Annotated in this window: 18 protein-coding genes; 15 read left to right on the top strand and 3 right to left on the bottom strand. The window is 35.4% G+C overall.

The window, feature by feature from the left end; translation table 11 throughout:
- The first annotated feature begins 141 nt into the window (after window positions 1-141).
- From ATZ35_RS14855 to ATZ35_RS14800, 12 genes are all read left to right on the top strand, one after another.
- The gene (locus ATZ35_RS14855) at window positions 142-1,314 is read left to right on the top strand and encodes a hypothetical protein (RefSeq protein WP_208927918.1); all 1,173 of its coding nucleotides are present in this window, start codon (window positions 142-144) and stop codon (window positions 1,312-1,314) included.
- Window positions 1,311-1,928, top strand: coding sequence for an MptD family putative ECF transporter S component (locus ATZ35_RS14850; RefSeq protein ID WP_208927917.1), 618 nt, complete (start codon window positions 1,311-1,313; stop codon window positions 1,926-1,928). The genes ATZ35_RS14855 and ATZ35_RS14850 overlap by 4 nt, the downstream gene beginning before the upstream one ends.
- A complete protein-coding gene (locus ATZ35_RS14845) occupies window positions 1,903-2,598 on the top strand; it encodes an energy-coupling factor transporter transmembrane component T (protein ID WP_208927916.1) in 696 nt (231 codons plus the stop codon). Before ATZ35_RS14850 ends, ATZ35_RS14845 begins: the two co-directional genes overlap by 26 nt.
- Window positions 2,598-4,025, top strand: a complete 1,428-nt coding sequence (locus ATZ35_RS14840) for an ABC transporter ATP-binding protein (RefSeq protein WP_208927915.1) — start codon at window positions 2,598-2,600, stop codon at window positions 4,023-4,025. The genes ATZ35_RS14845 and ATZ35_RS14840 overlap by 1 nt, the downstream gene beginning before the upstream one ends.
- Window positions 4,026-4,038: 13 nt before the next feature.
- Window positions 4,039-4,374, top strand: coding sequence for an antibiotic biosynthesis monooxygenase (locus ATZ35_RS14835; RefSeq protein WP_208927914.1), 336 nt, complete (start codon window positions 4,039-4,041; stop codon window positions 4,372-4,374).
- Between the two features lie 241 nt (window positions 4,375-4,615).
- Window positions 4,616-7,243 carry a glycoside hydrolase family 38 N-terminal domain-containing protein gene (locus ATZ35_RS14830; protein WP_208927913.1) on the top strand — a complete coding sequence of 876 codons (2,628 nt, stop codon included), beginning with the start codon at window positions 4,616-4,618 and terminating at the stop codon, window positions 7,241-7,243.
- A gap of 21 nt (window positions 7,244-7,264) precedes the next feature.
- Window positions 7,265-8,587 carry a PTS sugar transporter subunit IIC gene (locus ATZ35_RS14825; RefSeq protein WP_208927912.1) on the top strand — a complete coding sequence of 441 codons (1,323 nt, stop codon included), beginning with the start codon at window positions 7,265-7,267 and terminating at the stop codon, window positions 8,585-8,587.
- 87 nt (window positions 8,588-8,674) lie between these two features.
- Window positions 8,675-9,472, top strand: coding sequence for a MurR/RpiR family transcriptional regulator (locus tag ATZ35_RS14820; protein WP_208927911.1), 798 nt, complete (start codon window positions 8,675-8,677; stop codon window positions 9,470-9,472).
- Between the two features lie 14 nt (window positions 9,473-9,486).
- Window positions 9,487-10,758, top strand: coding sequence for a glycoside hydrolase family 125 protein (locus tag ATZ35_RS14815; RefSeq protein WP_208927910.1), 1,272 nt, complete (start codon window positions 9,487-9,489; stop codon window positions 10,756-10,758).
- A gap of 11 nt (window positions 10,759-10,769) precedes the next feature.
- Window positions 10,770-12,143, top strand: coding sequence for a glycoside hydrolase family 1 protein (locus ATZ35_RS14810; RefSeq protein WP_208927909.1), 1,374 nt, complete (start codon window positions 10,770-10,772; stop codon window positions 12,141-12,143).
- A 107-nt stretch (window positions 12,144-12,250) separates the two neighbouring features.
- Complete coding sequence (locus ATZ35_RS14805; protein WP_208927908.1) at window positions 12,251-12,613, top strand: hypothetical protein; 363 nt, start codon at window positions 12,251-12,253, stop codon at window positions 12,611-12,613.
- A 156-nt stretch (window positions 12,614-12,769) separates the two neighbouring features.
- Window positions 12,770-13,528, top strand: coding sequence for a class I SAM-dependent methyltransferase (locus ATZ35_RS14800; RefSeq protein WP_208927907.1), 759 nt, complete (start codon window positions 12,770-12,772; stop codon window positions 13,526-13,528).
- 85 nt (window positions 13,529-13,613) lie between these two features.
- On the opposite strand, the gene ATZ35_RS14795 is transcribed toward ATZ35_RS14800, so the two are convergent.
- The 3 genes from ATZ35_RS14795 to ATZ35_RS14785 all read right to left on the bottom strand — a co-directional run bounded on the left by ATZ35_RS14795 (window position 13,614) and on the right by ATZ35_RS14785 (window position 16,562).
- A complete protein-coding gene (locus tag ATZ35_RS14795; protein WP_086444286.1) occupies window positions 13,614-14,048 on the bottom strand; it encodes a universal stress protein in 435 nt (144 codons plus the stop codon).
- A gap of 127 nt (window positions 14,049-14,175) precedes the next feature.
- Window positions 14,176-15,477 carry a murein hydrolase activator EnvC family protein gene (locus tag ATZ35_RS14790; RefSeq protein WP_208927906.1) on the bottom strand — a complete coding sequence of 434 codons (1,302 nt, stop codon included), beginning with the start codon at window positions 15,475-15,477 and terminating at the stop codon, window positions 14,176-14,178.
- A gap of 257 nt (window positions 15,478-15,734) precedes the next feature.
- Window positions 15,735-16,562, bottom strand: a complete 828-nt coding sequence (locus tag ATZ35_RS14785) for a helix-turn-helix domain-containing protein (protein ID WP_208927905.1) — start codon at window positions 16,560-16,562, stop codon at window positions 15,735-15,737.
- Between the two features lie 284 nt (window positions 16,563-16,846).
- Here ATZ35_RS14785 and ATZ35_RS14780 point away from each other — a divergent pair, with 284 nt between their 5' ends.
- The 3 genes from ATZ35_RS14780 (at window position 16,847) to ATZ35_RS14770 (ending at window position 21,247) form a co-directional block, all read left to right on the top strand.
- A complete protein-coding gene (locus tag ATZ35_RS14780) occupies window positions 16,847-17,410 on the top strand; it encodes a hypothetical protein (RefSeq protein ID WP_208927904.1) in 564 nt (187 codons plus the stop codon).
- A gap of 181 nt (window positions 17,411-17,591) precedes the next feature.
- Entirely contained in the window at window positions 17,592-19,658 is a 2,067-nt protein-coding gene (locus ATZ35_RS14775; protein ID WP_208927903.1) for a heavy metal translocating P-type ATPase, read from the top strand.
- 110 nt (window positions 19,659-19,768) lie between these two features.
- Window positions 19,769-21,247, top strand: coding sequence for a helix-turn-helix domain-containing protein (locus tag ATZ35_RS14770; protein WP_208927902.1), 1,479 nt, complete (start codon window positions 19,769-19,771; stop codon window positions 21,245-21,247).
- Window positions 21,248-21,259 lie beyond the last annotated feature (12 nt).

Here is a 21,259-nt window from a genome sequence, read left to right as displayed (position 1 = left end):
CAAAAATAGAAGGACAAAGTAGTAGGTTTATTTTGTCTTTCTATTTTTTGTTATTAAATTGAAACATTACATTTTACTGATAATGATTCTCATTATCATCTTGTTATGCTATACTAACTCAATAAGTAAAGGAGTGATTCAATGAACGAAATAAAAATCAATAACTTTTTTATCAGGTATGATACAGTACAAACGGAACAATGCCCGTTAAAACTTGCTGATCAAGTATATATTGAAAACAAACCATTACCACGTTATCTTATTGGTGAAGCAACCATGTCTTTTTATGATTTTTATCGCGCAGATTGTCCAGATCTTCAAGAATCTGATTATCGATTATCAGAAAAATTCCAACAGATCATCGGCCGATTTCCTCATACAAATCAGCAAAAAATCACGTTGAATGAGCACGGTAGCTACAGCATCCTGGATGTACCTGTTTATGTTGATACGAAAGATTTTATCCTTGCTGAAAGTAATCCTGCAATTTATCCAGAGTTTCATGCAAAACGGGTACCGATCCAATCGTTGATTCCTATAGAGGAAGTTGAGGCCGCACCAGTGATTGGTTATAAACGAAAACGTCTATATTTGGATGGTACATATGGTTCTAGAGTCTTACTTGAAAATGGGCTGGAAACGAATGTTCAATCGATTCAAGCGAAGTTAGAATATGTAAACGAGATGTATTATTTTGCTCATTATAGTTACGCTGCCATGGTTCAGTTTTTACCAGAATATGAAATCGCTTCTTATGATCAGTTTCACGAAGCTTACGGGAAGTATATTTATAGTTTTACTATTACAAAAAATGGACAAACAATGCCACTGTTATGGCCAGATTACTTATACCATAAACCTGAAAATCATTTAGAGTTTGGCCTATTGGCAAATACTGATGAAGCAAGATATCGCTTGTTTGACCGATGGGAAGCTAATGACCCCATAACAATCGAGATTTTGGCCGAAGGTTTTGAAGATGTCAGATTTGAAACGCACTTAAAACAACCAATGAGTTTTCCGCCAAAACTTTCAAAATCAGAATATGGCTTAGGAGAAGAGATTTGTCTATCGCTTGATCAAGGACTAATCAAAGAATTAGCAGAAGAAAGAGTACTATTTGAATTATTCAAAACGAAAAAAACTTCTGTAAACGGCTATTCACTAGAGTATAAATTGACAGAAAATCAATTGGTGCTATCAGGTGAACAATTTGAAAAGCCAGGCCGCTATCAGTTGAAAATTAAAAGTGACACTTATGGACAGCTATTATTATTAGTGACAATTAAACAAGAAGGGTTAGTACAAGAATGAAAAAGTTAAAAATCCAAGATTTTATTTCAATTGGTATTTATACCGCCATTTATTTTTTAGTCGTAACTATTGCAATGCTGATCTTACGTTTTACAATCCCAGCTTTTAATTCTATTTTGATTCCTAGCGCAACAGCACTTTTTGCGGGGATTGTCTATTTATTGGTGATTCATCGTATTCCTCGTTTTGGTGCAATTACGATCATGGGCAGTGTGATGGGGTTATTCTTTCTCGTTTCGGGGCATTTTCCATTATCATTTTTACCAAATATTCTGTGTGCGATCCTTGCAGATTGGATTCAATATCATACCAAGCTATCTCAAAAAATCCGGACGATGCTTAGTTATACTGTCTTTAGTTTTGGCTTGATGGGTCCCGTTTTACCATTGTGGTTTATGAAAAATGCCTATGTCGATTCATTGGTGGCTCGTGGTAAAGATGCCGTATACATCGATAAAGTCTTTGCACCGATCACAACCACAACTTTTTATGTGTGTGTGTTGGCTGTGATCATTTGTAGTATTTTAGGGATAATGATTGGACAAAAGATTTATGAGAAACACTTTGATAAAGCTAAAGGAAAAAATTATGGAAAAAACATACGTAACGTTTGATCCCAGAAGTAAATTATGTACGATTTTATTTGCTAGTTTTTTATTGATGTTTCCTCTACCATTTAAAGCAGAAATGCTGTTTGTAACGTTGTTGTATTTTTTGTTTATTCTAAATGGTAGTTTAAAAAAAGGAACGATTTTCTATGGTCTTTTTTGGTTGCTTGTTCTGGGCGATTATCTACTATTTCCTCATATTGAGAATGGTTTTGCTGCTTTTTTTGATTTTTTATTTGTCGGAAATCGTCGAATGCTACCAACGATCATGGCGGCAGCGTTTGCGATGAATCGAACTAAAATCAGTGAATGGATCGCAGCGCTAAAGAAATGTCATGTGCCTTTTGGGCTGATTATTCCATTAACTGTCTTGTTTCGTTTCTTTCCTACACTATTTCAAGATTTTAAAAGTATTCGTAATGCGATGAAATACCGTGGAATCGCAGTTTCAACTGTTGAGTTATTTCTACATCCATTTCAAACGATGGAATATATTATTGTACCAATCTTGATGTCAGCAGAGAATACATCTTTGGATCTATCAGCTGCAGCTCTGGTTCGAGGCTTAGGCAATCCTAAAGCACATACAAGTGTTTATGAGATTCGTTTAAAGAGTCAAGATTATGTATTGATTGGTATATTGATTCTGTGTGGAATCGTAGGGAGGCTGATTTAATGATTGATTTACATGATCTGACATTTGCTTATGAAGATCAGGAAAAGGTTATCCAAAATGTGGAGTTGGAAGTTAAAGCTGGCGAATTCATTGTATTGTGCGGCAAAAGTGGGTGTGGTAAATCAACATTACTAAGAATTTTAAACGGGTTGATTCCTGAATTATATCTGGGTGAATTAACGGGTTCTGGTTCTGTTTTAGAACAAGAGCTATTAACGAAAGAATTTAATGAATATGTTCGAGAAATTGGCGTGGTATTTCAAAATCCTAAAACCCAATTTTTTACGAGTGATGTCTATTCTGAATTAGCATTTGCAATGGAAAATTATGGTGTATCTAGAAAAGAAATGATTGATCGAATCAATGAGATAACAAGTTTGTTTTCTCTAGAAGAATTTTTAGAACGAAGCATGTTCCATTTATCTGGTGGACAAAAACAATTGATCGCATTTGCTTCTGCCAGTATGTTGCAGCATCGATTATTCTTATTAGATGAACCTTCAAGTAATTTGGATGAAGCAACGATCGAGCAGTTAAAAGCCTATTTACAGGTCTTGAAAAGCCAAGGTATGACAATTATTGTTTCTGAACATCGCTTATACTATTTGACGGATTTGGCAGATCGCTATTTAGTGATGGAAAAAGGTCAAATTGTTGAAAACTATACAAGTCAAGAAATGCGAGAAAAATCTGCTGCTGATATTCAGGCGTTGGGGTTAAGATCACTTAAACCAACGCATCTTACAAAAAAAGTGACACAGGCTGAAGGACCTGCAAAACTAGTATTGACCTGTGATGGACTGGATTTTCACTATCGCAAGCAGCCTTCCGTGCTCAAAATCCCTTCATTAACGTTGACTAGCGCTGATATTATCGGAATTGTGGGGCATAATGGTGCAGGAAAATCAACCTTTTCTAAACTGTTGTCAGGATTGATCAAGCCAAAAGCAGGTGTCATAAAACTAAATCAAAAAGTGATGCGACCAAAAGAGTTGATTAAGGAAAGTTTTGTTGTGATGCAAGATGTCAATTTGCAATTGTTTTTTGAAACGGTAGAGAAAGAAATAAGTTTAAATGCACAAAACACAGCTGAGTTTGACAAAGTTGTCGCCATGCTGAATTTAGAACCGCTTTTAATGCGTCATCCCCAAACCTTATCCGGTGGCGAAAAACAACGTGTGGCAATTGCTAGTGCTTTGTTATCAGGGAAAAAAATCATTATTTTTGACGAACCAACCAGCGGTTTAGATTTAGTGCATATGGAAGAAGTCAGTAATACGATTCGTTGGCTGCATGAAGAGAATATTTTAGTTTTAGTGATTACCCACGATAAAGAATTTCTCAGTCAAACTTGTCAGCGCGTGCTTCAGTTCGATCAAGGTCAAATCATTGCAGATTACCATATCGAAACAAGAAAAATAGAATAGTGGAGGAAAAAATATGTATATTGTAACGAATACGATTCAAACAGAAACGGCTCACTCGCAAAAAATTATTCAACAATTTACAGCAGGGCATACGAAAGAAAGTATGGAAGCTGTAGATGGATTCTTGAACTTTCAATTAATGCAGCGGGCATTACCAGATAATCCGGAAGTAACGGAATTGGTTGTTTTAAGCCGCTGGACCTCAAAAGAACATCAAAAAAATTGGGTGCAGAGCCAATCATTTAAAAAGATGCATCAAAGAAAAGAATCAACGGATGAAACGGTGGAAAAGAAAAAACGCCCTGGTATTATTTCAAGTACGATTGCTGAATATGAAGTGCTAACTTAATTGATTGGTGAGAATGATTATTGAAAATAGTTTCTTCATTTTTTGATTGACTATAGAAAGTAAATTAGCTGAGTGTGATGTGTAAAGCATTTTATACTCAGCTTTTTTCTATATTCCAATGGTAATATTTTCATAATTAGTGAGTAAAAAAGAAAATACTTGAAAATATTACCGGATGCGTTTTCTTTTTATAAAATCAGAGGTATATTAAATAAGAACAGTGATGGAAGGAGAATAAACAATGAAGAAGATACATGTCGTAGCACATACTCATTGGGATCGTGAGTGGTATTTTAGTGATAATGAAGCATTTATCCAATTTTCTTATCATATGGATGAGGTGATTTATGCCTTAGAAAATAACGAACTGGATTACTATTATTTGGATGGTCAACTTAGCATTCTAGATGATTATTTAAAAATTTATCCAGAAAAAGAGACTAAAATCAAAGAATTAGTGGAAGCCAATAAATTATTTATTGGACCTTGGTATACTCAAATGGACGAATTCGTGGTGGCTGGTGAATCGGTCGTGAAGAATTTGCAAATTGGGATTAATATGTCAAAACGCTTAGGTGGTCATACATCGTTAGGATATTTACCTGATTCATTTGGACAGGGGAAAGATATGCCGAAAATCTATAATGGTTTTGGAATCACAGATGCCGTGTTTTGGCGAGGAATGCCGAATGAAGTGACGAAAAGTCGAGAATTTTACTGGACAGCTGAAGATGGTTCAAAAGTATTAACAATCAATATTCGCAATGGTTATTATGCCGGGGTAACACTTGTTGAAGGTGACCTATATCAGAAAAAAGCGATGCTGGATCTTGTAGCAGAAGACAGCACTACTGAAGTTGTAACATTGCCGGTTGGTGGAGATCAACGAGCAGTCGATCGAGATTTAAAAGCGATCATTCAAGAGGTCAACGAACAATTTGGTACCGAATACAAAATCGAAGAAAGCAATTATCCGCATATATTTAATTTATTAAAAGAACAAGCAACGGACCTTCCAACGGTACAAGGTGAGTTTATGAGTGGCAGTGTTTCAAAAATCCATCGCTCCATTTATTCATCAAGATATGATTTGAAAAAGTTAAATGATACCATCGAAAATCGCTTGATTTTCCAACTGGAACCATTAATGTTTATGGCAGATGATTTAGGGATTCCTTTTAAACGAGAGCTTTTGGATTATATTTGGACCTTATTATTAAAAAACCATGCTCATGACAGTATTGGTGGCTGCAATACGGATAAAACAAATGAAATGATCTTAGCGAGATATAAAGAAGCGGACCAATTATCCTATTCAACGATCGACTATTTAGTAAGAAAAATTTCAGAATCCATTAAAGGTATCCAAGAAAATGATTTGATTCTATTTAATACCTTACCTTATACCAGAACGGATCCGTATATAGTAGAGGTAAGCACAAAGCATGCAAGTATCAAACTACTCGATGAAAATAACCATGAATTGGCTAGTCAAATTCTATCAACTGAAAAAGTTTATGCTGGCGAAGTTAGACGTTCAGAAAGCGATTATGATGAAGCGAAGTATTACTATATTCACAAAGTAAGTTTTATCAAAGAAACCCCGCCACTTGCGTATACGATCATAACGGTAAAAGAGCTATCAGAATCAAATGATAGCGCTAAAACATCAGTTCCAGCAAGTACGCTAATTGAAAATGAGACGTACAAAATCACTTTCTCAGATGGACAATTTACTATTTTGGCGAAAGAACAAGGCGAAACCTATGAGAACTGTCTATACGTGGAAGAATCAGGTGATGAAGGCGACACGTACGATTATTCACCTGCCTATCATGATAAAGTTCATCAATTGGCTTTCGATACAAACGATGTATCTGTTCAAACAGGACCGTTTTTATCTACTATGACATTGAATGGCAATTGGACATTACCAAAAGATCTACAAGCTAGGAAATCTGAGGAATTGAATGCAACAGTTAACTACACCTTGAGCTTATCATTAAGCAAAAAGTCTAAGCGAATTGATATGAAAATCAAGATCAATAACCAAGCAATGGATCATCGGATGCGTCTGGTTGTTAATACACCAGTCAAAAACAACGTCAGTTATGCAGATACCTTATTTGGAATCGTTGAACGACAAAATCAAGATCCCCATATTCAGGATTGGAGAAAGCTAGGCTGGAAAGAAGAACCAACGGAGATTTATCCAATGATCCACTATGCAAACATTCACGATTCTGCCGCTAGTTGGACGATTCTGAGTAAAGGAATCAAAGAATATCAAGTGATTGATGACCAAATCTATATGACTTTATTTAGAGGAGTAGGCTTTTTGGGCAGACCAGAGTTATTAAGAAGACCTGGAGATGCTTCAGGGAATCAATACCGTTATATTCCGACTCCAGATAGTCAATTATTAGGTGAATTAGAGATGGCGTTATCTTTAATCATTTCAGCTGACTTTAATCCAGTGAGGATCCAAAAGGAATATCAAACCTATTCTGTCACAAGCCCATATTATCAAGTTCAAACCTTAAATCGATTTACGAATCCAATCCAATATTTCCAAAGTAATAAAGTCGATCATTTGAATGAATTGAAAGAGTATGTTGATTTGAATAACTCCAATTTGGTGTTTAGCGCATTAGAATTAAGCCGCGATGGTCAATGGGTCAATCTGCGTCTGTATAACCCATCACTTGAAAAGAGCGTCACCAATGAGAAAATCATATTAGCAACGGAATGCAACGTTCGTTTTGTTGATTTAAATGGTGACTTGATTGAATCAGTTGGTAAGTTGAAGGAAGTTTCGTTAGGTATAGTGAAACCAGGAGAAATTAAAACCGTTTCAATAGAAAGATAACACGGGAAAGGTCGAGTTAAGATGAAAATAAATATCGAGAAAATTCAAGATCCATTATTAAAAATTGCCAATAAAGTAGATAACAACAGCGTTTTACAAGCTATTAAAAATGCATTTATCAGCAGTATTCCGTTTACTGTGGTAGGATCGTTTTCCAACTTGATCAAAATGCAGATCGATGCCTTTTTTGGAGAAACAGCAATCGGTCAAACAGCATCAGCAATTTTTGGCAATGTTTATCTAGGAACGTTAGGAATAGTGGCTTTATTAATTGTTTTTTCAACTGCTTATAACTATGCAAAAGAATTGATGAAAAAACATCCGGAAGCAAACATCAATCCACTACTGGCAACGTTATTAGCCTTTGCAGCCTATTTTGTAATGGTACCGAACAATGTGAATTTCGCTGATAATTCAGCGGAAGTTATTCAAGGCTATGCGAATAATTTCTTTAGTTATGAAGGAATGTTTACCGCTTTGATCGTAGGCTTACTTGCTGTTTTCCTTTATTCAGTTTTAGCAAAACATAAGATTGCTATCAAGCTACCAGGGAATGTTCCGCCAAATGTTTTTGATTCCTTCTTTGCTTTGATTCCAATTTCAATCGTATTATTGATCTGTTCTGTTATGAAAGTCGTGATTGAAGCGTTTGATTTCAATTCCTTTATGGATCTGGTCAGTCAATTATTTGTTCAACCGCTAACATCTGTTGGAACGGGGTTACCTGCTATTATTGTAGTGATCTTATTGGAACAAATATTATGGTTCTTAGGATTACATGGTTTTAATATCGTTTGGGGCGTTGTATCTGCTTTATGGCTACCGATTTTCTTAGAAAATGTTGCGAAATTTGCTGAAACAAAAAGCTTTGCAGACATTTCTATTGCACCAAATACAATGACGAATGTGTACGCTATGATTGGTGGATCTGGTGCCACTTTTGGGTTGATTCTAGCGATTTTGATTTTTACACCAAAAACGTATAGTGGTCGTGAAGTAGCAAAACTATCATTTATTCCAGGATTATTCGGGATCAACGAACCCATTATTTTTGGGTTCCCGATCGTTTTAAATCCATTGATGTTTATCCCATTTGTTTTTGTACCAGTTTTCAATGCAGTAGTCGCTTATATTGTGACTAAAATTGGTTGGGTCGTTCCCTTAGTTGTCTTAAATTCAGGAAATGAACCAATTTTCATCAGCACCTGGATCTTAGGCGCATTCCATCTTAGCCCGGTGATCTTAACAGCCGTTTTAGTTGTTTTAGATGTCTTTATTTATGCACCGTTTGTACGTATGAACATGAAATTTGATGAAAGCCAATTACTGAACGCACAAGACTAGTAGTTGGAAATCATAACAAGAGGTAAACTGGACTGAGAACGGGTCCAGTCTCTTGTTTTCTTTACTATAGCGAAAGGAGTGCTAATCATGGAAAGTTACATCGAACTAATCATTCAAGCAAATCAAAAAAAGTTTACGGATGTCGAACGAGTGATCGCTCAATATTTTCTTGATGGTAATAAAGAATTAGGCATTCAAGAATTGGCTAAAAAGCTTAGTGTATCTAATTCTTCAATCACGCGCTTTTGTAAAAAAATTGGTTTAGCTAATTATAAAGAACTGATTTATTTATATAAATATTCAAGTAAAAGCACTAAAAAGCAAACAGATTCTAGTATTAGCTACGTCAATCTAAATTACTCTTTGTTGCTCAATGACATTATCGAAAAATTAGATAAAGAGGAAGTTAAAAAAGCAGCTTTAATGATCGATAGCGGGCGGATCATTCATTACTGGGGAACAGGTTACAACGCTTTTTGCGGTGAAGATTTTCAATTTAAATTCTCAAGGCTTGGAAAAATCGTCAACGTGATCAAGGACGAACATTCAATTGTGATGATGGCTCATGGTGTGCAGCAAGGCGATCTTGTGGTTGTCTCATCTATTTCTGGCAATAACGAAGCAGTCCAAGAAGCAGTAAAAATAGTTTCTGAAAAAAATGCAAAGGTAATCGTAATTACTGCCAACGAGAAAAGTCCATATAAAGAGTTCTCTGAAGCGTTCTGTGTAACAAGCTCAATGGGAAAGAAGGATATGGGGGGGATTTCACCACAAATTCCAGTATTAACAGTGATCGATATCTTATATACAGAAATTTTAGCCATGTACCATGAAGACACGATCAAGTCTTGGATTAAATCAGAAGTGATTTTAAAAGGAAAGTAAAAAGGGGAATCATCATGAGTGTAAACTATTCAAAATCAGTCATCGAAAAAGTGAAAACATTGGTATCAGAGCAGTCCAGTAATCCTAGATGGAGCGAAGTATTTTCAAATTGTTTTGACAACACTTTGGAAACCACAGTCAAAAACACAGAGGATGATGTGTTTGTAATCACTGGCGATATTCCAGCAATGTGGCTGCGAGATTCATCCGCTCAAATCAAACCCTACTTAGCAATTGCAAATGAAGATGAAAACATCAAACAATTGATACGGGGATTAGTTGACCGCCAAATAAAATGTATTTTGATCGATCCATATGCAAATGCCTTTAACGAAACTGAGAATGGTCATTGTTACCACCAAGATCTTACAGAGATGAATGGTTGGATCTGGGAACGGAAATATGAAGTGGATTCGTTATGTTATCCAATCGAATTAGCTTATTTGTTATGGAAACAAACAGGTGAGACCAAGCAGTTTTCAAAAGAGTTTAAACGTGCTGCAGAATCTATTATCAAGGTTTTCAAAATAGAGCAGCAACATGAAAATTCTTCTTATCGTTTTGAGCGTTTTGATGAAAGACCAGAAGACACACTTTCAAATCACGGCTTAGGAGAGCCTTGTGGGTACACAGGGATGACTTGGTCTGGTTTTCGTCCAAGCGATGACAGCTGTACATATAATTATCTAGTTCCTTCTAATATGTTTGCTGTTGTTATTTTAGGTTATCTTGAGGGAATTTTTACAGAGATTTACCACGATAAATTACTGGCTGAACAAGCAAATCAATTAAAAGATGAAATCAATCAAGGCATAAAAAAATGGGGTATCGTTGAACATCAGGGGCAAAAAGTTTATGCCTATGAGGTAGATGGATTAGGAAATTATCTTTTAATGGATGATGCCAATGTACCTAGTCTATTAGCAGCTCCTTATTTAGGGTATTGTTCGATTGATGATGAAATTTATCAAAATACACGTGCCTTAATTTTATCTGATGTTAATCCATATTATTATAAAGGAATAAAGTTAAAAGGAATCGGAAGTGAGCATACGCCAAAAGAGTATGTTTGGCCGATCGCATTATCTATCCAAGGCTTAACGACGACTAGCCAAGTTGAAAAGGCTGAGTTGTTAGACATTTTAGTTAAAACCGATGCTGGCACTAATCATATGCATGAAGGTGTTAATGTGAACGACCCCAATCAATATACCCGTGAATGGTTTTCCTGGGCGAATATGATGTTTTGTACGTTACTGTTAGATTATTTAAAAATAGGAAAATAGGTGTAAAACAAATGAAAAAATTTCCAGAACATTTTTTATGGGGCGCAGCGACATCTGCTCCTCAATCAGAGGGGCATGGTTCACAAAATGGAAAATCTCCTTCAACCTGGGATAAATGGTATGAACTGAATCCAGAAAAATTCCAATTAAATCAAGGTCCAGAAGATACGACTAAGATGTATGAGTATTTCAAGGATGATGCTAAAAGGATGAAAGAGATCCATATGAATTCTTTTAGAACATCTATTGCTTGGACTCGTTTGTTGCCGGATGGACAAACAGTTAATTCAGAAGCTGTTACGTTTTATCGTCATTATTTCTCTGAATTAATTGCAAATGGTGTTAAACCAATCATCAATTTATTTCATTTTGATATGCCTTGGTGGTTGATGGAAAAGGGCGGTTGGGAAACGAGAGAATCGGTGGAGGCATTTGCTTTTTATGCCAATACTTGTTTTGAATTATTTGGTGATTTAGTTGAGCAGTGGACAACCTTTAACGAGCCGATGGTCCATGTGGAGTGCGGCTATCTATATGGGTATCATTATCCTGCAATTCATGATCTGAAAAAAGCAGTTCAAGTTGGGTTTAACACGCTGATGGCTCATACAATGGCTGTTAAAAGCTTTAAAGACGGAAAGTATCAAGGCTCAATCGGAATCATTTTAAACGTTTCGCCGTGTTATCCCAAAAGTCAGTCACCAGAAGATTTAAAAGCGGCTGAGTTCGCTGATTTATTAAATACCAAAAGCTTTTTAGACCCTACAGTTTTAGGAACCATTCCAGCAAAATTAATTGATCGTTTAGCTGAAAATGAATTATTGCCTGATGTTGCAGAGAATGATTTAGAGTTGATTAAAAAGAACACAGTTGATTTTATTGGCATGAATTATTATCAGCCACGCCGTGTTCAAGCGCCTGCTAACGTCAATAAACCTGCAGTTTCTCCTGCTGATTTTTACGATCATTATGATTGGCCTGATAAAAAAATCAATCCGTATCGTGGTTGGGAAATTTATCCAGAGGCGTTATATGATGTTGCGATGATGATCAAAAATGACTACAACAATATTGCCTGGTACGTTTCAGAAAATGGTATGGGGGTGGCAGAAGAAGAGCGGTTCTTAGATCAAACAGGTATGATTCAAGATGATTATCGGATTGAATTTATGGAAGAACATCTCAATCAGTTGCATAAAGGAATTGAAGCAGGCAGTAATTGTTTTGGCTACCATTCATGGACGTTTATCGATTGTTGGTCTTGGTTGAACGGATATAAGAATCGCTATGGATTTTATCGCTTGGACTTAGAAAATGATCAACGCTCTTTAAAGAAAAGTGGTATTTGGTTTAAAGAGTTGATCGATCGAAATGGCTTGATATAACTAGTGAAGGAAAGAATAGAGTCAGAAATAAGTCTGGCTTTATTCTTTTTTGTGATGCTATAATAGTCTAAAGACTAACGGGACTAAAGAGAAAAGAAGTGATAAAAGTGAATCAGCGAGAACAACAAAGAAAATTTGCTGAAAGAAGTAATATCAACAATAGTACGTTTGATGCAATGAATACAAATCAAACACGTTACTCCAATGGTCAAGGGAAAAATGTTTTGCCTACTGAGAGAGATCAAGTTAGAGGCTCTGGGGGCTATGTTTCAAATGGGGTACTTTATTTTACAGGTGTAGTCGTTGCAATTGTATTATTCATTTATGTGATTCCTTTAGTTGAGCTGATTGTTTCGCCAACATTTTATAAAGGTCCACTATTTCTGTTATGTGCTTTGTCTTTTTGCGTGTTAATGGGGTATTTATGGGTATATATTGGCTCAAAAGTAATGAAAAAAAGTAGGAGATGACTGACATGATTTTCAAGGTGATGCAACGAAGTAACAACTCGATACAGTTATAATGCTCTGATAGGGCTGTATTGAGTAAAGTTATGACTATCGGATCATCCATAACTGTATCTAACATTTAATCAGACAACGATTAAGTATAAAGGAGAGTTCGTTATGGAAAAAATAGCATTAAAAAAATATTGGCAGACTATTGAAGCGTTGGAGTTTAAAGGTTGGGATTTTTCATATTTGGAAGGACGTTGGCGACAAGAGGTCTTACCGTGGCGTTATGATGAGCTTGTTCGTGCCAATTTGTCTAATGAGATGCATTTGTTGGATATGGGGACTGGTGGTGGAGAGCTGTTGTTGACATTTGCTCATCCGTTTGCTCAGACGTCGGTTACTGAAGGCTGGAAACCTAATTATGAACTGCTAAAAAAGAAGCTGCAGCCACAAGGTGTAACGGTTACTTTTGTCGATAAAACGGGTCACTTGGACTTTTTAACTAACTCATTTGATATTGTATTGAACAGCCATGAGTCATATGACCCAAAAGAAGTTTCTAGAGTATTGAAGCCAGGCGGCCTATTCATTACACAGCAAGTTGGTGATCAAAATGGAAAGCACCTCTCAGAGAAATTAGATACAAAGCGTCGAAGAAATTCTTTTGAATGGTCAAAAGGAGTAGCACAAGAAGCTTTGGTCAAAGAAAATATGGATATCCTATTTGCTGATGAGTATTTTCCGTATCAAGACTTTTGGGATATGGAAGGGTTGATTTATTACATTAAAAGAATTCCGTGGGAGTATCCTGATGTTTCAGTAGAAACGCATTTTACTCAATTACTTGAGATTCAAAAGGAATTGTCAAAAAAAGGTTACCTTCGGAATCAACAACATCGATTTGTGCTAATTGGAAAGTTAAGAGAGTAATTAAAAAAGAGCGGATGAACGGTGAGAAAAAAGCAGCTCCTTTGGAAATAAGAAGGGGCTGCTTTTTTTAGTATATAGTAACTAATTATTTTACGACAAGCACGTTACAAGGAGCATATTGTACGACATAACTTGTTGTGGTACCTAATTGGTTTGATTGGATCATCCCTTTACCCGTTGCACCCACGATAATCAAATCGATTGCTTGATTTGTTGGAACAATTGTAGAAATCATTTCTTTTGGATTGCCAATTTCAACAAGCGGTATAATGTCATCCAATCCTTGCTCAGTAGCATAATAAATATTTTTTAATAACTCTTTTTCGATAGCTTCCTTTTCCTCAGCAAGCACTTTTGAATAGGCATAAGAACTATGACTGATTGCATTTTCATCAACGACAGACAACAAGTACAAAGTAGCATTTTTTTCTTTTGCAATCGCAACGCCATGTTGTAAAGCCAACTCAGCATTTTTTGAACCATCGACAGCAACAAGGATATTTGAGTAGTTATTGATCATCTTAATCAGCACCTTTCTTTATCTATCCTTATTATAACATGTTCGCCAGTAGAGGGTAAACGAATTGACAGGTGCAAAAAAAGATAGTAAGTCAAAAAGTGCTGACTTGCTATCTTTACTAGATTCTCTATAATCCGATGAATGGTGCGGGGTTAACAAAACCGCTCCACAGACCTGTTGAAATACTAAAATGTAAATGAACGCCAGTTGAATTACCTGTAGTCCCCATACCGCCTAACATTTGTCCGGCACTAACGCTTTGTCCAGCTGCAACGCTTAAGCTGCTCATGTGTAAATAATAGGAATAATAACCATTATCATGCTTGATCACAACGTGATTTCCAGCCATACCACTATAATTTGCGCTGACAACTTCACCAGAACGGGCAGCCATAATTGGTGTGCCACTGGCTCCACCAAAGTCAATACCGTCATGGAAAGATCCTGAGATACCTGTTGGGTCTTCACGGCCACCAAAACCACTAGTGATCGTCATACTTGCCACAGGAGCAGACCAACCTCCAGATGATGCTGGTGGAGTAGGTGTTGGGGCATTTGCAGGAGCGTCGTTATTACTAGTACCTGTATTTGTATCAGGAACAGTTGTCGCTTGTTCTTTTTCTGTTGTTTTTGTTGGAGCCGTTGCCGCTTGTGTTTGTTTGGTTTTAGCCAGTTCTTTCGCTTGTTTTTCAGCAGCAGCTTTAGCTTCAGCTTCCTTTTTCTTTTCTTCAGCAATGGCTTTTAATTGTGCTTCTTTTCTTTTAGCTGCTTCTTCTTTTTGTTTTACAAATTTATCTTTTTCAGCTTTTTCAGTTGCAAGACTTGCAGCGATTTCGTTGATTTTTACATTTTGCTCAAGTTTAGCTTCTGCCAAAGCAGCTTCTTTTTCTTCAAGTTCCTCAGTTTTCTTCTCAAGTGCTTTTAGAGTTGCGGTTAAGTTGACTTTTAACGTATCCAGTTCTTTTTTATCCTCTTTTTGAGCGGTTAAAATATCATTATTTGCAGTAACCAATGTATTTACTGCCAAAGCTTTTGAAATAGCGTCAGAAATTGAATCGGCACTTAACAAAACGGCTAGCATGGATTCTTGTTCATGATTCGTTTGTGTAACTCGTGCTTGCGCTTGTAATTGCTCATTTCTTTTTTCAATTTTTTCTTCTAAATTAGCAATGTCAGTATTTAGCTTGTTCATTTCTTTTTCATGTTTCTGTTTCTCAGAAAGGACTGTTTGATACTCCGTTTCAATTGTCGCGATTTCTGTTTCTAGAGTTGCTAAATAATCTTTCGCATCATTTTCATTTTTGACGATATCTTCAATTTTTTTTGTTTGAGTTTCTATTTTTTGATCGATATCATCGGCTAATGCGCTCAACGGCGCAGCATTTACTAATAAAACAAATGAAAGTGTAATGAGTAGTTTTTTCTTCAAGTGACGTTCCTCGCTTTTTATTTATCATTTTAAACGGATGCTTTTGGTGAAAAAGTCATCGTTACTATTCTTAAATAACACAAGACAAAGTATACCATAGTCTAAGAAGAATAATCATGTTTAAAGAGTAAGATTAATGGGAAATGGCGAAATTTAAAATCTGGCAATAAAGGTATCATCTAATTGTAATATATGAAACTTACTTTTAATAAGAAAATACGTTTGTAACAGGAAATAAAAAGCGGATAGACAGGTAGCTATTGAGGATTATTATACTCCGAATAAAACGCATCTAAAACATCGATCAACTCTTTTTTTGTTTGTAAATATTTTTTTAGTACTGTTTTCCCAGATAAAGGCTTTCCTTTATTAGCCGTATGTTTTTTTGTGAGATCATCATAATTCACTATTTTCGCTATTGGTTTATTGCGATAAGTAATATCATTTGTGACGATATCACTGACCATTTTAAAGAGGGGGAGAATGCTTAAATAATGTTTGTTTGATTCAGTTCGTTTCAATAAGTCGAATACTAAAAACAAGACAGAAGCATTGACTTCTTTTTGGTCAGAGTCATACAACAAGGCTTCGATCATTGGCAAAAAGCCAGTTCTGTATCGATCATTTTGCTCAATGCTATACGTCGTTGAGTCTTCTGAAATAATTAAAGCATGAGGTTTAGAAAGATCGAACTGATAGTTTTTTTCAAAATAAACTGGAAACAGTTTGCTTGCAGTAGTCAATATTTTTAAATCTTGAGTATAGCTGATTTTTTGTTTTTTTAAGGTGAGCATCAATTGTTGCTGTTGTTCTATGTTAAGTTCATGCTGTAAATTAGCTTCGTTTAATAATTGAGTTACATAGTCTTCAAAATCGCCATAGCGTATCCAATCAGCTGTTGTACTTCCTAGAATCGCTATTTTTTCTAATCGATCTTGCTTCGGTAAATTATTGCCTTTTTCCCAATTGTTGACAGTGCTAGCACTCGAATTTCCAACTAAATTGGCAAAACGAGCCATTGAATAGTTATGCTGGTTTCTGATTTGTTTGATTCTTAGTCCAACAGCTTTTAAATTTATTTCCAAAAATTTTACCTCCTAGTTTTTCAAATAGATAGAGCTTGCGTTGTATGATTGGTAATGGCTCTGTTTTTTTCATGGTAGTTTAGATGTGTTTCTTCTATTATATCATTTTTATCGTTAATTTTGTATTGTTATTTATTCTTTTTGTCATTGTTTTTCGTTGTTCTCAATGATATTATAAGTTTACCGAAATGCATTCATTATACTGTGTTTTATTAAGTATTCATATTGTTTTATTTAGTTTTGAAATGCCGAAATTTATTCATTATTTAAGGAGGAGAAATATAATGAAAAGGATAATTAGAATTGAAGAGCAAAAAAATGATCTTTTATATCAATTTTTAGCAAGGTTGAACAATGAGATTCCTTATCAGGAAAATAAGCAAAAAATGGCAGAAAGCTGTGTTCATCAGTATAAGTTATTAGTAAATATGTCTTTTAGCGCAAATGTTTTACATAGAGGACTGGATTACGCAAGCAAAGTGTATAACCATGTAGCTAAAATCGAATATACAAGACTTTGTAAAATGATCATCAAACAAAATTTCGATAAAAACATTACAGAAGAATTACTGAAGCGATTAAAGAAAACACAAAATGAATTATTTCTTCAGTCACCTATCACTAAGGAGTCAGGAGGTATTGATATTTTCTATGAATTTACTGGAGGCAAACGAAAAAAATACCAATCGAATCGTAAAGCAATTCAGCAGATGTATCTGGAAATAAAACGTGAGTCAAAAAAGAGCCTACAAAGATATTTTAAAGATTCTTGTATAAGAAAAATGAATAGAATCAAAGAAAAAAAGAATCACGCATTATGGTTGTTAAAGAGCTATACTTGGCATTGAATCAGCCTGCTTAGTGTTAAATACGCAAAATTTTCTTATTTCCATGAATTAAGAGACTTTATTTTTCCCGAAAGATTTGTTGTGCTATGCTTGAATGAGGATAGCACTTTCTTCTGTACTTCGTTGTTTGAAAGTCAGCATATTTTTAAACATTCTATAATTCGAGAAAGAAGGAATTCAAATGAATCATAAGGAAGAAAAGCATATGAATCATCAAGCTCATCAAATGGAAGGGATGGATCATGGTGCAATGCATGGTGACAATCAGATGAGTGGGATGGATCATACTATGCACATGGGAAACTTTAAACAAAAATTTTGGTTTTCACTAGTTCTGGCCATTCCAATAATTTTTCTATCTCCGATGATGGGCGTTGATCTTCCATTTCAGTTCACTTTTCTAGGTTCAGATTGGTTAGTATTGATCTTGGCTTCGATTCTCTTTTTTTATGGCGGAGAACCTTTTTTAAGTGGGGCTAAAATGGAGCTTAAACAAAAAAGTCCAGCGATGATGACATTGATTGCGATGGGGATTTCTGTTTCATATTTCTATAGTATTTATGCTTTTATTATGAATAAAATGATGCCACAAAATCATGTGATGGATTTTTTCTGGGAGCTTGCAACCTTGATCGTTATTATGCTGTTAGGACATTGGGTCGAAATGAATGCTGTATCCAATGCTAGTGATGCGTTACAAAAAATGGCGGAATTACTACCTGACAAAGTGAAACGCTTAAATAAAGATGGAACTGAAGAAGAAGTATCATTAAAGCAAGTCCAAGAAAATGACCATCTAGTTGTACGTGCTGGTGATAAGATTCCGGCTGATGGTGTGATTATTAAAGGAAGCACTTCTGTAGATGAATCGATGGTTACGGGAGAATCAAAAACAGTCACAAAAAACGAAAAAGATAAGGTGATCGGCGGGGCTGTCAACGGCAGTGGAACAATTGAAATAATCGTTACGGGGACTGGAGAAACTGGGTATCTTTCAAAAGTGATGGAGATGGTTAAAAAGGCACAGACTGAAAAATCAAAACTTGAATCACTTTCTGATCGAGTGGCTAAATGGTTATTTTATATTGCACTTGGTGCTGGACTTTTAGCCTTTATTATTTGGTGGATGGTCGATAAAGATATCAGTATTGCATTTGAGCGTATGGTAACAGTTTTCATTATTGCGTGTCCTCATGCATTGGGGTTAGCAATCCCGCTAGTTATAGCTCGTTCGACGTCTATTGCAGCAAAACACGGTTTATTGTTAAAAAACCGAAATGCGTTAGAACAAGCCAACGATATTCGCTATATAATGTTAGATAAAACTGGTACCTTAACAGAAGGCAAATTTACAGTTACTGGAGTTGAAATGATCGATCCAGATACAACTCAAGAAGAAGCCTTAAAAGTGATTGGCGCTTTAGAAAATAATGCAAATCATCCCTTGGCAATTGGAATCATGAACTATTTGGCGGAGAAAAAAATTTCACCTTATAAAGCTGAAAATCTTCAAAGCCTTGCTGGAATAGGTTTGACAGGTGTGGTCAACGGAAAAAACGTCAAAATTGTAAATGAGAAGGAAGTAGAACATCTTGCGTTTTCGTTTGATGAGTCAATGAAACGACAATACCAAGAACAGGGAAATACATTAAGTTACTTAATTATTGATAAGAAGTTAGTCGCAATGATTGCCCTAGGCGATATAGTGAAACCAGAAGCAAAACAATTCATAACGGATTTAAAAGCGCAGGGAATCGTGCCGGTAATGTTGACCGGTGACAATAAAGTTGCTGCGGAATCGGTCGCTCATTATTTAGGAATTGATGATTATCATGGTGAGTTATTACCAGAAGATAAAGAAAAAATCATTCAAACGTACACAGCAAAAGGTGAGAAAGTAATGATGGTTGGTGATGGAATCAATGATGCACCAAGCTTAGTCAGAGCCACAATTGGTGTTGCTATTGGAGCTGGAACCGATGTGGCCATTGATTCAGCTGATGTTGTTTTAACTGATAGTGATCCAAAAGATATTCTTCGATTCCTTGATTTAGCAAAGCAAACACGACGTAAAATGATTCAAAATCTTTGGTGGGGAGCGGGCTACAATATTATTGCGATTCCACTTGCTGCAGGTATTTTAGCTCCATGGGGAATTTTGTTGAACCCCGCAGTAGGAGCGATTTTGATGTCTCTAAGTACAGTGATTGTGGCAGCTAATGCAATGACATTAAGAATCCACAATTAAAAAAATGAAAAGTAATGAATTATGCGTATACTTTCTATGCATAACTCATTGCTTTTTTTGTACAGCTAATGAATAAAATACTACTTTAATCTTTATGGTGGAGGTTTGGAATGGATTATAATGAAATTTTTGATGTTGAATCAAAGAAATTACTTGGCCTGTTTAATGCGTTAAGATCTACGGATAATAGCAAGTCACTAGATACACTGTCAAAAGAATTAGGAATAAATTCAAAAACAATAATAAGGGCAATAAAAAAATTGAAAAAGCTGTTCAAACGCTATCAATTAGAAAAGCAATTAGCAATTGGCTGTCGTGATAGAAACCAATTCTATTTGAAAAGGCAGGATGACCAATATTTGGAGTTTTTTTTAGTTCAATATTTAAACGATCTTCCAGAAATCATTTTTCTAAAAACAATTATTGAAGAGAAAAATGTCACGACAAAACAACTAATAGATAAAATGCTAGTGAGTGAATCTAGCCTTAGAAGGCGAGCAAAGAAAATAAATTGCTGGTTGAAAAAATTTGATTTACATTTAAAACGAGGATCCTGGGAGCTTGTGGGAGAAGAAGAACAAATCAGAGCATTAGTTTTACCTTTTTATTGGTTTGCTTACCAAGAAATGAAACCACATTTTTTTTTAAGGACAATAGAAAACAGTCGCGAACTTGCTATTAAATTTATTTCTTTTTTTAATATGAAAATCAATGATCTGCAAAAAGAAACGATAGCTCGTATCACTCAAATAGCTTTTTGGCGCTATCAAAGTGGCAATAAAGTCTGGATCAAAAAGAGTTGGAAGCAGTATATCGAAAATAGCGCTACTTTTTCTAAATTCTTGGCTGTTATGGATTCAGAAAGCAGTGCTACTAATTTAGATTTTGAAGAGCTGGTCTATTTGTATTTAGTGATTCAAGCCTATTTTTTACCATATTTTGGATCAAGCAACCAGATATTTCTGATTGGGGAACACTATTTAAAGAAAACGACTTGTTATTTACTGACGCTGACAGCAAATCGTAAATTGAGACACATCTCTTTCGGAGGAAAATTAAGTCACTCAAAAGAGAGCCTGGTGGCATTTTTAAGCTTTCATTTATATTATGAAATACTTTCAGGTTTTCCCTTTGAAAAAAAATATCTAAAAGCGCTTTTTACAGAGAATTACCCTAATTTTACTAGTAAACTTGATGTTGCTATAAATGAGTTGATGCAAGAAAATGACTATTATCAGCGGATTCCTAAAGCTACAATATGGTATCGCTATTTTATGATTGTAAGTTCACTCGTTTCCCCAGTTTCTTGTGAAAAAAGAATTTTTATCTGTTTAATGACTGATTTGCCACTTGAAATGGAAATGAAACTAGGGAAAAGAATCACTCACTTTTTTATGCATAAATTCAATTTAACTGTGATCTACGCAAGAACTTCGAAATCTATCTCATATGCAGATATTATTTTAACTACAGTTGTATATCAATCTTTACATCGGAAATATCCTCAGCCTACGTTATTAATTGAAGCAGGTTTTTCAGAAAAAACACTTTACCAGATCGAAAACCTAATAAAAAAAGTGACGAAATGAAGCCCTTTCAAG

This window comes from Enterococcus rotai, from assembly GCF_001465345.1.
In the GTDB taxonomy this organism is placed as follows: domain Bacteria; phylum Bacillota; class Bacilli; order Lactobacillales; family Enterococcaceae; genus Enterococcus_L; species Enterococcus_L rotai.
This window is presented reverse-complemented; position numbering and strand designations above follow the sequence as displayed.

What these genes read in the sequence shown, in the direction of transcription:
- ATZ35_RS14840 (WP_208927915.1), top strand. Translation starts at nt 2,598, where the DNA reads ATGATTGATTTACATGATCTGACATTTGCTTATGAAGATCAGGAAAAG.
- ATZ35_RS14830 (WP_208927913.1), top strand. Translation starts at nt 4,616, where the DNA reads ATGAAGAAGATACATGTCGTAGCACATACTCATTGGGATCGTGAGTGG.
- ATZ35_RS14835 (WP_208927914.1), top strand. Translation starts at nt 4,039, where the DNA reads ATGTATATTGTAACGAATACGATTCAAACAGAAACGGCTCACTCGCAA.
- ATZ35_RS14800 (WP_208927907.1), top strand. Translation starts at nt 12,770, where the DNA reads ATGGAAAAAATAGCATTAAAAAAATATTGGCAGACTATTGAAGCGTTG.
- ATZ35_RS14825 (WP_208927912.1), top strand. Translation starts at nt 7,265, where the DNA reads ATGAAAATAAATATCGAGAAAATTCAAGATCCATTATTAAAAATTGCC.
- ATZ35_RS14820 (WP_208927911.1), top strand. Translation starts at nt 8,675, where the DNA reads ATGGAAAGTTACATCGAACTAATCATTCAAGCAAATCAAAAAAAGTTT.
- ATZ35_RS14795 (WP_086444286.1), bottom strand. Translation starts at nt 14,048, where the DNA reads ATGATCAATAACTACTCAAATATCCTTGTTGCTGTCGATGGTTCAAAA.
- ATZ35_RS14780 (WP_208927904.1), top strand. Translation starts at nt 16,847, where the DNA reads ATGAAAAGGATAATTAGAATTGAAGAGCAAAAAAATGATCTTTTATAT.
- ATZ35_RS14815 (WP_208927910.1), top strand. Translation starts at nt 9,487, where the DNA reads ATGAGTGTAAACTATTCAAAATCAGTCATCGAAAAAGTGAAAACATTG.
- ATZ35_RS14845 (WP_208927916.1), top strand. Translation starts at nt 1,903, where the DNA reads ATGGAAAAAACATACGTAACGTTTGATCCCAGAAGTAAATTATGTACG.
- ATZ35_RS14850 (WP_208927917.1), top strand. Translation starts at nt 1,311, where the DNA reads ATGAAAAAGTTAAAAATCCAAGATTTTATTTCAATTGGTATTTATACC.
- ATZ35_RS14810 (WP_208927909.1), top strand. Translation starts at nt 10,770, where the DNA reads ATGAAAAAATTTCCAGAACATTTTTTATGGGGCGCAGCGACATCTGCT.
- ATZ35_RS14855 (WP_208927918.1), top strand. Translation starts at nt 142, where the DNA reads ATGAACGAAATAAAAATCAATAACTTTTTTATCAGGTATGATACAGTA.
- ATZ35_RS14775 (WP_208927903.1), top strand. Translation starts at nt 17,592, where the DNA reads ATGAATCATAAGGAAGAAAAGCATATGAATCATCAAGCTCATCAAATG.
- ATZ35_RS14770 (WP_208927902.1), top strand. Translation starts at nt 19,769, where the DNA reads ATGGATTATAATGAAATTTTTGATGTTGAATCAAAGAAATTACTTGGC.